Origin of the sequence: Streptomyces sp. NPDC048584, assembly GCF_043199595.1 — a bacterium.
Taxonomy (GTDB): domain Bacteria; phylum Actinomycetota; class Actinomycetes; order Streptomycetales; family Streptomycetaceae; genus Streptomyces; species Streptomyces edwardsiae.
Genome location: NZ_JBICWF010000010.1, coordinates 198,135 through 211,265, shown reverse-complemented (window position 1 = coordinate 211,265; position 13,131 = coordinate 198,135). Strand labels below are relative to the sequence as shown.

The window sequence follows — 13,131 nt, the reverse complement described above, 5'->3', positions numbered from 1 at the left end:
GCCTTTCCAGGAAAAGGGACATCGCATGACGGAGACGGCTGGAAGCACGCAGGAAGCGACGGAAGAGTGGGTCGCGAAGGCGCGTGCGGCGGTGCCGGTGCTGGCCGCGCACGCGGACGCCACCGACCAGCGGGGACGCCTTGCCCCGGAGAGCCTCGAGGCGTTGCGTGAGGCCGGCGTGCTCGCACTGGGCACTCCGGTCGAGTTCGGCGGTGCGGACGTGGATCTGGTCACCCTGGTGCGGGTGCTGTCCGAGTTGGGGCGCGCTTGTCCGTCCTCGGCGTGGGTGGTGTCGATCTCGACGGGGACGAAGGCCCATTTCTCCGGGGGGTTCCCCGAGAAGGTCCTTGCCGAGGTCTACTCCCATCCCGATGTGCGGTGGTGTGGCGGCTCGACACCCGGCCAGGCTGTCGCGGTTCCCGACGGGGTCAAGGTCACCGGGCGATGGGCCTACGCTTCGGGAGCCGAGGATGCCGACTGGGCGTTCCTGGCGGTGGTGTCCGTGGGAGACGACGGTGTGCCTCATGTGGGGGGTGCGCTCGTGCCGATGTCCGAGCTGGCCGTTGAGCGGACCTGGCGAGTGGCCGGGTTGCAGGGCACGGGCAGTCACACTGTTGTCGCCGACGGCGTTTTCGTTCCCACGGAGCGCCTCTTCGAGTTCCCCGTCGGTCCCGATGGCGGGCCCGATCTCACTCAGGGCCGGCCACTGGAGATCACCTCCCAGGCGGTCTCGATCACAGCGGCTCTGGCCGGAGCGACGCTCGGCGCGCTGGACGTGGTGAAGGCCGTTGTGCATACGCGCAAGCCGCCCATGACGCAGTACAACAGTCTCGCCGAATCAGCGTCGGCCCGACATGTGTTCGCCGAGGCCGAGCACATGGTGACCAGTGGTTACGACCGGCTGATCAGCCTGGCGGGCCGCATCACCGAGCAGCTGCCCGGCGACGACGTCACCGCCGTGCAGCGATCGAGCCTACGGATGGAGGTGGTCTCCATCCTGCAGCAGTTCCTGCGCGCCGTCGACCTGCTGCTGGACTTGCACGGCTCCAGTGCATTCGCCCTCGACAACCCGCTGCAACGCTTCTGGCGCGACCTCAACGTCGGTGCCCGGCATGCCCAGTTGTCGACCTACCTCACCACCGAGAACTACGGCCTGCTGGTGACTGGGGCGGGCGGACCGGTGCAGGTGGGCTGAGCGTACGACAGCGCGCCGCCGTCTCAGCACCGGTACGCCTACGGCAGGACTCGCGAGGAGGTAGTGCTGCGCCATCGGGGAGAGCGGCGAGGCGTACCCGTCCCGCCGCGTGATCCGAGCCGCGCGCGATGCTCTCCGAGCGGCCCTGACCCACGCGGTCACCGAGGAGGAAACCAGCAAGAACGTGGCCTCGCTCGTGAAGGTGCCGAAGCCTCGTCGCCGCCGGATCAAGCCGTGGTCCGTCGCCGAAGCCAGTCGGTTTCTCACCGATGCCGCCGCCCGGGAGGACCATCTCGTCGCCGCCTGGGTCTGGTGCTCTGCCTCGGCCTGCGCCGGGGTGAGGTCCTAGGCCTTACGTGGAAGGCCGTCGACTTCGAGCGGGGAGAGCTGTACGTCGACCACCAGATCCAGCGCGCGGGGTGGGAGATCCCGCATCGCGAGACCAAGACCGAGGACTCCGACGATTCCCTCCCTCTGCCGGCACTCTGCCTCAAGGCGCCGCATCAGCGGCGCCTTGAGGCAGACCGGAGATCGGAAAGCCACCGGGGAGCTCTGGCAGGACAGCCATGACCCGCTCTTCACGACGAAGTACGGCACGCCCATCGAGCCGGGCCGCATGACCCGTATGTTCGCCCTGCGGGCTCGTCGCGCCGGGCTCCGGTTCATCTCGCTCGGAACACGCGGCACATGTGCAGCTCGCTCAGGGTCCACCCGAAAGTGGCCCGGCGCATCCTTCGGCATACACAGATCGCCATGACGACGGAGGTCTACGCCGAAGCGAGCGAGGAGGAAGTGCGCGCCGCGATCGGCCGACTGTCCGACGCCAAGGGCGGTGCCGGCTGAGACGCGGTTGCTGTACTTCGCTGCTGTACGCCCCTGAAACGCAAGAGGCCCCGGATCACTCCGGGGCCTTCGCTCTGTGTGCACTCGGCAGGATTCGAACCTGCAACCTTCTGATCCGTAGTCAGATGCTCTATCCGTTAAGCTACGAGTGCTTGTTTCTTCAGTTTTCTCGCCGCTTCCCGGTCCTTTCAGCCCGCTCGCGGCGACAGGAAGAACATTACATGACTGCCGCCGCCATGTGAAATCCGTTTGGTTCACCCCTTGCGACCTGCGCAAACGCCGGAATCGGCGGGGTGGGAACGACGAAGCCCCGGTCGCGGGGACCGGGGCTTCGTGACAGTGCGGAGGCGGAGGGATTTGAACCCTCGATGGAGCGTAAACCCCAAACCGCATTAGCAGTGCGGCGCCATAGACCGGACTAGGCGACGCCTCCATGCACAGGTCGCACAGACTGTCCGCGCGTGAGCGCGTGCGAGTCGGTGCGTGCCGATGATGACACAACCGCGTGGGCTGTCACCAATCGGCACCCACGGTACTAGGCGGGTAGCCCGCAGGGCAAAGCACTTGCCGCCGTCACGCCCGCGTGGCGCAACGTCCCGCGCGGTGGCGCGTTGGTCAGGTCATGTCCCGGCTCATGACACACCTCCGCGCGGCCGTCGCCGTATCCGCCGCCGCCCTAGGGGGTGTCGTTTGGATCAGGCCGGCTCCAGGCAACGGCGTCCTGTTGTCGACCCGAGCGGGGTCTGGTGCGTGCGGCTGCAAGGCGGAGGAGGGCGTCAACGCGGAGCGTTGGCAACCGACGACAACGCCGCAGATGCGCGTGCCGGACCCCGCGACCCCGGCAAGATCCGAACGACACCTCCTGGTCCCCCTGTCCGCCGCGCCTCCCCCGGCGCACGCCCAGGACGCGTCCCCGCGCGGGGACCGTCTCACCGTCACCGTGCGCGACGCGGGCGGCGGTGCGGACGGGACGTACGAGGTGCGGTGCCGGCCCGGCGGCGGCAGTCACCCCGATCCCGCCGGGGCCTGCGCGGCCGTGGAGCGGAACACCCGGTGGGGGCGGGACGCCTTCGCCCCCGTGCCGCGCGACGCCGTCTGCACCCTGCGGTACGGGGGTCCCGCCACCGCCCGGGTCACCGGCACCTGGGCCGGCCGCCCCGTCGACGCGACGTACGGCCGTACGAACGGATGCGAGATCGCCCGCTGGGACCGGCTGGTGCCGCTGCTGCCCGAAACGCGCTCCGCGCGGGGCGCCTGAGGGGGGCGTGCGGCAGCGAGTCGGGGCACAGGGGGCGTAAAGGTACAGCGAAGGTTCCGGCCGTGTCGGCGCAGGCAGTCAGGGGTCCGGAGGGCACCGGGCGTCACATCACCGTCACTTCATGATGCGATGTGCGTCCCATCCCGCGTCGCGAGCGCAATCCCAGCCCTTAGAATCCCTCGCGTGACACGTTGCGGGCAGGTTGGCAAGATGGCCCGAGCGGTCGGCACGTCGCGGTAACAGGGAGGAAGCGTCTCGTGAGCAGCAGGCCATCCCGAGGCGCTGCTCGCCTCGCAGCCATACTGGACGCGCTACCCGACGCCCTGGTGCTGGTCAACGCCAACGGGACCGTCGTCAACGCCAACACCATCGCCCTCGAGGCGTTCGAGACCCCGGGCACCGCGCTGGTCGGCCGGGGGCTGCTGGATCTGCTGCCGGAGTTCGACAGCAAGCTCATCCCGGGATCCATGCGGCGGCCCGACCACATCGACCCCCACGCGCGCACCAAGCCCACGCGGATGGTCGCCCGGCGCACCGACGGCACCGAGTTCCCGGTCGAGGTCACCAGTGCGAATCTGGAGACCGGCCAGCAGGCGTACGACCATGACGGCTACGCCGGCGACGAACTGCTGATGCTCGTCGTCCGCGACCTGTCCGGCACCGTCGACACCGAGGCCGAGCTCGCCCGGTCCCAGCGGCAGACCGAGATGATCCTGCGCGCCGCCTCCGAGGGCGTCGTCGGCACCGACACCGACGGACGGATCGTCCTCGTCAATCCGGCCGCCGCCCAGATACTGGGCTACCGCGCGGGCGAACTCGGCGGGCGCGAACTGCACACGCTCGTGCTGCACTCACGCGCGGACGGCGCCCCCTTCCCGTACGGCGAGTCCCCGCTCGCCGACACCCTGCGCTCCGGACGCAAGCACCGGGTGCGCGGGCAGGTGCTGTACGCCAAGAACGGCGACCAGGTGCCGGTCGACCTGACGACCGCGCCGGTGCGCGACGGCGACCAGCTCGTCGGCGCCGTGATGACCTTCGCCGACCGGCGCCCCTTCGACTCGCTCGCCGAGGAGAAGGAGGAGGCCGGACGCAAGCACGCCGAGGAGCTGGAGCGGCTCGCCGAAAAGCACGCCTCCGAACTCACCGCCCTGCGCCAGAGCCACGTCACCGAGCTGGAGGAGCTGGCCGAGCGGCACACCGAGGAACTCGCCGCGAACGAGGAGCGGTACGCCGCCCTCGGGGAGCGGGAGAAGGACCGCTACGAGGCCCTCGCCGCCCGGCACGACCAGCTGCTCACCCTGCTCGGCCGGTCGCTGCGTGGCCCGCTCGACGAACTGCGACGCGAGCTGTCCGCGCTGGCCGCCGACGACGCCGGGCAGCTGTGGCCCGAGGCCAACCAGGTGCTCCACCATCTGTCCGCCGGCTACGCCCGCATCACCACCCTCATCGACAACGTCCTCGGCTACCAGCGGCTCGACACCGGCGGCGAACAGGTCGCCCGTACGAAGGTGATGCTCGACGCCGTCGTCGCCGCCGGGGTCGAGGGGGCCGTGGAGCTCATCGGGCCCGGCCGGGTGCAGTTCGCGGTGCACGCGCCGCCCATCGAGGCCGAGGTCGACCCGCGGCTGCTCGCGACCGCCCTCGCGCATCTCGTCGCCGACGTCGCGGGTGTCGACGCGACCGGCAACACGCCCGTGTCGGCGGGCGGTTACCTGGACAACACGGTCGTGGTCGCGGCAGCGCAGCGCGGCGAGGTCGTACGCATCGAGGTACGCGGACCGTACGGCGGCGGCGACCCGGTGCACGAGCCGATCGTGCGCGGGATCGTCCGGGCGCACGGCGGTGTGCTGCAGACACACGAGGTGCCCGGGATGAGCGGCAGTGCCTTCGTCCTCGAGGTGCCGATCGGGGGCGGGGCGGGGTCCGTACCGGCCGCCGAGCTGGCGATCGTGGCCACGGAGCCCGCTGTCGCCGAGCCGGCCTCCGGTGGCGGGCGGCGACGGGCGCGGCGCGCTTCCGTGGACGCCTTCCTGGAGAGCGAGGTGCCGGGCGCGGACGACGGCTCGGAGTCCGCTCCCACCGGCCGCCGCAGGCGCCGCGCGGCCGCTGCTGCGGCCGCCGCCGACGACGAGCCGACGCAGGCGTCCGGTGGCACCGGGCGGCGGCGTGGCCGGCCGGCCGAGGACGCGCCGGCCGCGGTGGGCGCCGAGATCGAACTCGCCGGGGCCGCCGGCGTGTCCGAGGGTGCCGTCGTCACCGCCGCCGAGCACGCGGCGGGGGCCGCCGCCTCGAACACGGGGCTGGGCGGGACCGTACCGCCGCAGGGGATGCCCGCACCGTCCGGGCGGCGGGCCCGGCACGGGTCCGACGAACAGCAGGCGCTGCCGCCGGCCTTGCCCGCGCCGTCCGGCGGGGACGCGGCGGACGGCGCGGCCGGGGCCGAGGTCGCGGTGCACGTACCGTCCCAGGGTTCGGGCACGGCGCAGGGTTCGGGCCCGGCCCAGGCCACGGGACGGCGCCGGCGCGCGCTGGCCGCCGCCACCGAGCGGGCGGCGGCGCAGGAGGCCGCGCCCCGTACGGTGTTCGCGCTGCCTCCGGCCGAGGCGGACCAGGAGCAGCAGGCCGGACCGGCGGCGGAGGCGCTCGGGCACGTGGGTGCGGACGACGGGCGTCATGACGCCGTTTCGCACGACCAGGCCGACGATCACACCCCGCCGCAGCCGCATCCCACCAGCGCGCCGACGGGCCGCCGTCGGCGGGCCGCCGCCCAGCAGGCGGAGGGCGCCCCCGCGCAGGCTCCGGGTGCCGTTCCGGCCGTCCCGTCGGCGAACGTCCAGGCTCCGGGGGCTCCGGCGCCGTGGGGGGCCGCGGCTCCGCAGGCGGTTCCGGCCGTGGCCGGGCCGGGGGCTACGGTTCCGGCGCAGGGGGGACACGCGCACCAGGCCGGCGCCGTGCCGCCGCATGGGGGGCCGGTGGCGGCGCAGGGTGTCGCGGCGCAGCCGCATGGGGCACCGGTCGCGCCCCTGGGCGCCGCGGTGCCGCCGCAGGCCGCCGTCGTACCACCGCAAGGGGCGCCGGTCGCGCCGCAAGGTGGCCTCGCTCCGTCCCAGGGAGTACCGGTCGCCGCGCAGGGTGCCGCCGTACCACCGCAAGGAGCGCCCGTCGCACCCCAGGGCGCCGCGGTCCCGCCGCAGGGAGTACCGGCCGCGCAGCAGGGCGCCGCCGCCCAGCCGCGGACCGCCTCCGTACCGCCGCAAGGGGCGCCGGTCGCGCCGGCTCCGCCGCAGGCCGCCGCCGTACCGCCGCAAGGGGCGCCCGTCGCGCCGCAAGATGCCGCCGTACCGCCCCGAGCCGTGCCCCCCGCCCCGCAGGGCACCGCGCTGCCGCCGCAGGCGATGCCCGTCGTGCCCCGGGGCGTTCCCGCGCAGCCGTCCGCCGAGGCCCAGCCCCTGCCCCCCGCTCAGCCGCTTCCCGAGGAGGCCGCGCACGCCGAAGCCGCCCCCGGTGCACAGCAGTGGCCCGCCGCCGGTGACACCTCCGGTGCCGGTACGGCCGTACCGCAGCCGACGCCCGCTTCCGGGACCCCGTTGCCGCCGGAGGGCGCACCGGTGCGGCGGGTCGCCCAGCCGTTGCCGGCGGAGGCCTCGGCTCCGGTCGATCCCAACTCCACCCAGGGGCGGGCGATCAGCGTGCGCACGCTCGGGCAGGGCGTGCCGTTCACGCGGCAGGCCGCCCAGGTGCAGCAGCCGCTGCCGTCGGCGACCCCGCCCCCGCACCAGCCGGGCGGTGGCGGCCGGCGCCGCAAGCTCGGTACGCGTCCCGATCCGGCCGCGGGCGGTGAGCAGGGCGCGCGCCCGCACCCGGCGGCCGAGCCCGTGCCCGCGAACGCCCAGGCGCAGTCCCGGCGCACGTCGACGACCGAGGGCACCGGACGTTCGTACGCCATAGGGGCGCCCGACGCGGACGCGGCCGAGGGACCCGAGCCGCTGGACGGTCCCGGCGGGGCCGTCGAGGTGGCGGACCCGCCGCGTCCGCAGCCGATGGACGACGAACTGCCCCCGGAGCCGCTGGACAACCCACGCCGGCTGCTGGTGTGGCCCCCGCCGGACGTCACCACCCAGCAGGCGCTCAGCGACCGCGGCTACCGGCCGGTGATCGTGCACTCGCGCGAGGAGGTCGACGCGCAGATCGCGGCGTTCCCCGCCGCGCTGTTCGTGGACCCGCTGACCGGTCCGATCACCCGTACGGCGCTGCAGTCGCTGCGGCAGGCGGCGGTGGCGGCCGAGGTGCCGGTGCTGGTCACGGCCGGACTCGGACAGGCCTCGCGCGATGCCGCGTACGGCGCCGACCCCGCCGTACTGCTGAAGGCACTCGCACCGCGCGACAGCGAGCAGCACCCCCCGCGCGTGCTGCTCGTCGAGGAGCACGCGGAGATCGCGCTGGCGCTGACCGGAACGCTCGAGCGGCGCGGGATGCAGGTCGCGCGGGCCGCGAGCGACGCCGACGCGGTGGCGCTGGCGGGACAGTTCCGGCCGAACCTGGTGGTGATGGACCTGATGCAGGTGCACCGGCGCCAGGCGGGGCCGGCCGGGATCATCGACTGGCTGCGGGCGAACGGGCAGCTCAACCGCACCCCGCTCGTCGTCTACACGGCCGCCGTCGACCAGGCGGACCTGCCCCGGCTGGCGTCCGGCGAGACGGTGCTGTTCCTGGCGGAGCGGTCCACCACCGACGAGGTGCAGGACAGGATCGTCGACCTGCTGTCGCGGATCGGGACCAACTGACGGGCGTGGTCAGCGGGCGACCAGGCGGCGGGCCGCCTCCTTCACCGAGGCGCGCAGCCGTGCGCGGTCGCCGGTGTCCGCGCCGACCAGGATGCGGCGCATCTGCGGGACGACGGCCGTCCAGTTGGCCAGCGCGGTCAGCAGGAACAGCAGGTCGCCGGCCGGGATGGCGTCGGTGACGACGCCCCGGTCCTGGCCGTCCTTCAGCAGGGCGACCTTGCGGACGTAGTGCTCCTGGCGCTCGCCCTCGTGCGGCAGCTCGTCGGTGCCGTACTCCAGGCCCTCCCAGAAGAGCAGGCGCAGCAGCTCGGGGTGGGCGGCGTGGTAGTCCATCAGCCGGTCGATCCAGCCGTCGATGTCGTCGGGTTCGACGGGCACGGACTCGGCGAGATCCAGCATCTTGCGTTCGAGAACGATCGCGAACAGCTCCGCCTTGTTGCCGAAATAGGCGTAGATGAGCTGTTTGTTGGCCTTCGCGTCGGCCGCGATGCGGTCGATGCGGGCGCCGGCGATGCCATGGCGGGCGAATTCGGTGACCGCCGACTCGAAGATCCGGGCCTTGGTGGCCTCGGGGTCCCTGACTCCCATACGGGACAGGGTAGCGCGGCATGTAACCAACTGTTTGGTTGACAGGGAATCGAACCGGGCCGCAGACTGTTCTCCCGTCAGCCAACCAACCAGTTAGTTGTTAGAGCAGGCTCGAAGGGGTACCCCGCTCATGTCCTCAGCGCCGCCCAGCGCCACCACCGGCCGACAGGTCCGCAGACCACCGGCCGCCGCCCCGGAGCCGGGTCCGTCCCGCGGCTCCGGCGCGTTCCTCGCCCTCATCGCCGTGTGCACCGCGGTCACGGCCGCCAACATCTATCTCGCCGCGCCCCTGCTCTCCCTGATCGCCCGCGACTTCGGCTCCACGCCGTCCGCCGTGGCCTGGATCGCCTCGGTCGCCCAGCTCGGCTACGCCGTCGGACTGCTGTTCTTCGCCCCGCTCGGCGACACCGTCGACCGGCGCCGGCTGGTCACCACGCTCACCCTGGTCACCACCGCCGCCCTGCTCGCCAGTGCCGTCGCGCCCGGTACGGGGGCGCTGGCCGTCGCCGTGTTCGTCGCCTCGGCGGGAACGGTCGTACCGCAGCTCCTCGTCCCGCTGGTCGCCGAACGCGCCCCCGCCGCGCGCCGCGCCCGCCATGTCGCCGCCGTGATCGCCGGACTGTTCACCGGCATCGTCGCGGCCCGGGTGCTCGGCGGGCTCGCCGGGCAGGCCTTCGGCTGGCGGTGGGTGTTCGCGGGCGCGGCCGTGCTCACGCTCGCGCTCGGCGTCGCCACCGCCCTCGTCCTGCCGTCCGGGCGGCGGCACCGCGACGGCCCGCTGTTCGGCGGGATCGCCGCGCTGCCCGGACTGCTGCGCCGCTCGCCCGACCTGTGGCGCGCGTCGGTGCGCCAGGCGGGGATGTTCGGCGCGTGGAGCGCCCTGTGGACCTCACTCGCGCTGCTGCTGACGGGCCCGGCCTACGGCCTGTCCACGGCCACCGCCGGACTGTTCGGCCTCTTCGGGCTCGCGGCGAGCGTGGTGGCTCCGCTGGCGGGCGGGCTCGTCGACCGGTTCGGCGCCGCGAGGGTCGTGCGGGGGGCGTATCTGCTGGCGGCCGGGTCCGTGCCGCTGTTCTGGCTGGGCGGGCAGGTCATCTGGGCGCTGTTCGTCGCCGCGGTCGCGATCCACACGGCCCTGGTCGCCTCCCAAGTCGCCAACCAGACCCTCGCCCTGACCACCACCTCCAGCCCGGCCGTCGCCAACACGGCCTACGTCGTCTCCGGTTTCGCCGGCGGCGCCACCGCCTCCGCCCTCGCGGGCACCGCCTTCACCCACCTCGGCTGGAGCGGTGTGTCGGCGGTCGCGGCGGTCTGGCTGGCGCTGGGCTGGGGAAGCACGGCGATACGACGGTGAGCAGGGCGTGCTCGCCGGGTGGCGGGGCATGCCCCTCGCCACCCGGCGAGTGCCGGGGCCGGGCAGGTACGCGGGTCTCGGGCGCCGCATCGCGTACGCCGGTGCCGGCCACGGCGTTGGCGTCGGCGTTGGCGTTGGCGTCGGCGTCGGCGTCGGCGTCGGCGTCGGCGTCGGCGTTGGCGTCGGCGTCGGCGTCGGCGTCGCGTACGCCTACGTCAGGGACGGATCACGTACGCCTAGGTCAGGGGCCGGATCCGTACGCCGGCGTCAGAGGCCGACTCCGTACGCCGGCGTCAGAGGCCGACTCCGTACGCCGGCGTCAGAGCCGGATCGCGTACGTCCGCGTCAGAGGCCGGATCCGTACGCCGGCGTCACGGCCGGATCGCGTACGCCAGAGCGTCAGGGCCGGACCCGTACGCCAGAGCGTCAGGGCCCGATCCGTACGCCGACGCCATAGGCCGACTCCGTACGCCGGCGTCAGAGCCGGATCGCGTACGTCCGTGTCAGAGCCGGGTGATGTCCAGCTCCCCCTCGGCGTACTGCCTGCGCAGCACCTTCTTGTCGAACTTGCCGACGCTGGTCTTCGGGACCGACGCGATCACCGACCAGCGCTCCGGGAGCTGCCACTTGGCGATCTTGCCCTCCTCCTGAAGGAAGGCGCGCAGGGTGGTGAAGTCGGCGGTGGAGCCCTCCTTGAGGACAACCGTGGCCAGCGGGCGCTCGCCCCACTTGTCGTCGGGGACCGCGACGACGGCGGCCTCGGCGACGTCCGGGTGGGCCATCAGCGCGTTCTCCAGCTCGACCGAGGAGATCCACTCGCCGCCGGACTTGATGACGTCCTTGGCGCGGTCGGTGAGGGTGAGGAAGCCGTCGGGGGAGATCGTGCCCACATCGCCGGTCTTCAGCCAGCCGTCCTCGCTGAACTTGTCGGCCGGGCGCAGCGGCTCGGCGCCGGGGCCGTTGTAGTAGGCGCCCGCGATCCAGGTGCCGCGCACCTCCAGCTCGCCCGCGGACTCACCGTCCCAGGGGAGGCGCTCACCGCCGGGGCCGGTGAGGCGGGCCTCGACGCCGGCCGGGAAGCGGCCCTGGGTGAGACGGTAGGCGAATTCCTCCGGGGTGCCCACGGCGTGCGCCGGCGGGCGGGCGATGGTGCCGAGCGGGGAGGTCTCCGTCATGCCCCAGGCGTGGCAGACCCGCATGCCCAGCGCGTCGAACGCCTCCATCAGGGAGGGCGGACAGGCGGAGCCGCCGATGGTGACCTGGGTGAGGGAGGAGACGTCCCGGGGCCTGGCGGTCAGTTCGGCGAGCAGGCCCTGCCAGATGGTGGGGACGGCGGCGGCGTGGGTCGGCCTCTCGCCCTCGATCATCTCGGCGAGCGGGGCGGGCTGCAGGAAGCGGTCCGGCATCAGCATGTTGACGCCGGTCATGAAGGTGGCGTGCGGCAGGCCCCAGGCGTTGACATGGAACTGGGGGACCACCACCAGCGAGTTGTCCTGGTCGGTCAGGCCCATCGACTGCGTCATGTTGACCTGCATGGAGTGCAGGTAGATGGAACGGTGGCTGTAGACGACGCCCTTGGGGTCGCCGGTGGTGCCGGAGGTGTAGCACATGGCGGCGGCGGCACGCTCGTCCAGCCGCGGCCAGTCGTAGGCGACGGGCTGTCCGGCGAGCAGATCCTCGTACTCGTGCACCCGCGCGGTGGCGTCCGCCAGCGCGGAACGGTCGCCGGGGCCGGAGACGACCACGTGCTCGACGGTCTTCAGATGCGGCAGCAGCGGGGCGAGCAGGGGGATCAGCGAACCGTTGACGATGATCACCCGGTCGGCGGCGTGGTTGACGACCCACGCGAGCTGCTCGGCCGGCAGGCGGAGGTTCAGGGTGTGGAGAACGGCTCCCATGGAGGGGATCGCGAAGTACGCCTCTACATGCTCGGCGTTGTTCCACATGAGGGTGGCGACCCGGTCGTCGCCGGTGACACCGAGGTCGTCGCGCAAGGCGTGGGCCAGCTGGGCCGCACGGGCGCCGATCTCCGCGTAGGAGCGGCGGTGCGGTTCACCCTCGCCGGTCCAGGTGGTCACCTGTGAGGTGCCGTGGATCGTCGACCCGTGGGTCAGGATCCTCGAGATCAGCAGCGGTACGTCCTGCATGGTGCTCAGCACGGCGTCCTCCTGGGCGACATTGCCTGCGCGGGCGGTACGGGTTGCGCTGATTCTGCGCACATACCGCGCGGTATGTCACTAGGGGAGCGGATGATCGATCACCGCCGTGCCGTGGAGCCGGCGCGTTTCAGCTGCGGACGAGGCACAGTTCGGCGTCCTCGCGGAGCTTGCCGAGGGCTCTCGACACGGCCGACTTCACCGTTCCCACCGAGACCCCGAGCACCTCGGCCGTTTGCACCTCGCTGAGGTCCTCGTAGTACCGCAGGACGACCATCGCCCGCTGTCGCGCGGGCAGCCGCATGATCGCCCGCCACATCGCGTCGCGCAACGCCTGCTGCTCGGCCGGGTCGCCGCCGGTGGGCACCAGGTCGGGCTCGGGCAGTTCGTCGCAGGCGAACTCGTCGACCCTGCGCTTGCGCCACTGCGACGTCCGGGTGTTCAGCAGGGCCCTGCGCACATAGCCGTCGAGCGCGCGGTGGTCCTCTATGCGCTCCCAGGCGACGTATGTCTTGGCGAGGGCCGTCTGCAGGAGGTCCTCCGCGTCGCTGGGGTTCCCGGTCAGGGACCGCGCGGTACGCAGGAGTACCGGCTGGCGGGCCCTCATGTACGACGAGAACGACGGGTACCGGAGGTTCTGGGTCCGGGTCTGCGTCACTGTCGCCGGTGCGGCGGCTTTCGAAGCGCTGGTGCAGACGGGTGTGGTCATGGCTCCACGCTAGGAGCGGGTGCCGCCCGGCAAATCGCCCGCAGGTCCCGAAGCCACGTCCCCCTCAGGTTGTAGGGGTGGGGCGGGCTGCACCTCCTGAAGGTGGACGAGCGGGTGAGGGGTACTGCGGGTCGACCCCTGAGGCCGGCTACGGAAACGCCCGCGCGGGGCCACTCCGGAACACCTGTGCCGGGCCACCGCGGAACACCTGTGCGCAGCCGCGGCGGAACACCCGCGCGGGGCC

7 protein-coding genes, 2 tRNA genes and 1 pseudogene are annotated in these 13,131 nt (G+C 72.9%); 5 read left to right on the top strand and 5 right to left on the bottom strand.

Features of this window, described 5'->3' with window-relative positions; all coding sequences use genetic code 11:
* Positions 1-25 precede the first annotated feature (25 nt).
* Together ACGFR9_RS23105 and xerC are read left to right on the top strand one after the other, a co-directional pair.
* Entirely contained in the window at positions 26-1,195 is a 1,170-nt protein-coding gene (locus ACGFR9_RS23105; protein ID WP_393211697.1) for an acyl-CoA dehydrogenase family protein, read from the top strand.
* Positions 1,196-1,259: 64 nt separating this feature from the next.
* Positions 1,260-2,038 (top strand): annotated as a pseudogene (gene xerC / locus ACGFR9_RS23100) (tyrosine recombinase XerC); the annotation flags it as partial.
* 79 nt (positions 2,039-2,117) lie between these two features.
* On the opposite strand, the gene ACGFR9_RS23095 reads toward xerC, so the two are convergent.
* Positions 2,118-2,190 (bottom strand) — tRNA-Arg (locus tag ACGFR9_RS23095).
* Between the two features lie 190 nt (positions 2,191-2,380).
* Positions 2,381-2,471: transfer RNA gene (locus ACGFR9_RS23090), tRNA-Ser, on the bottom strand.
* A gap of 381 nt (positions 2,472-2,852) precedes the next feature.
* On the opposite strand from ACGFR9_RS23090, the gene ACGFR9_RS23085 reads away from it, so the two are divergent.
* Both ACGFR9_RS23085 and ACGFR9_RS23080 read left to right on the top strand, forming a co-directional pair.
* Complete coding sequence (locus ACGFR9_RS23085) at positions 2,853-3,296, top strand: SSI family serine proteinase inhibitor (RefSeq protein ID WP_393211695.1); 444 nt, start codon at positions 2,853-2,855, stop codon at positions 3,294-3,296.
* Positions 3,297-3,553: 257 nt separating this feature from the next.
* Positions 3,554-8,080 carry a PAS domain-containing protein gene (locus ACGFR9_RS23080; RefSeq protein ID WP_393211693.1) on the top strand — a complete coding sequence of 1,509 codons (4,527 nt, stop codon included), beginning with the start codon at positions 3,554-3,556 and terminating at the stop codon, positions 8,078-8,080.
* A gap of 9 nt (positions 8,081-8,089) precedes the next feature.
* On the opposite strand, the gene ACGFR9_RS23075 is transcribed toward ACGFR9_RS23080, so the two are convergent.
* A complete protein-coding gene (locus ACGFR9_RS23075) occupies positions 8,090-8,668 on the bottom strand; it encodes a TetR family transcriptional regulator (protein ID WP_393211691.1) in 579 nt (192 codons plus the stop codon).
* 130 nt (positions 8,669-8,798) lie between these two features.
* On the opposite strand from ACGFR9_RS23075, the gene ACGFR9_RS23070 reads away from it, so the two are divergent.
* On the top strand, positions 8,799-10,022 hold the full coding sequence (locus tag ACGFR9_RS23070; protein WP_393211689.1) for an MFS transporter: 1,224 nt from the start codon (positions 8,799-8,801) through the stop codon (positions 10,020-10,022).
* Between the two features lie 503 nt (positions 10,023-10,525).
* Here ACGFR9_RS23070 and ACGFR9_RS23065 read toward each other — a convergent pair.
* Entirely contained in the window at positions 10,526-12,169 is a 1,644-nt protein-coding gene (locus ACGFR9_RS23065; RefSeq protein WP_393211823.1) for a long-chain fatty acid--CoA ligase, read from the bottom strand.
* A gap of 139 nt (positions 12,170-12,308) precedes the next feature.
* A complete protein-coding gene (locus ACGFR9_RS23060; RefSeq protein ID WP_393211687.1) occupies positions 12,309-12,887 on the bottom strand; it encodes a SigE family RNA polymerase sigma factor in 579 nt (192 codons plus the stop codon).
* Between the last annotated feature and the right edge of the window lie 244 nt (positions 12,888-13,131).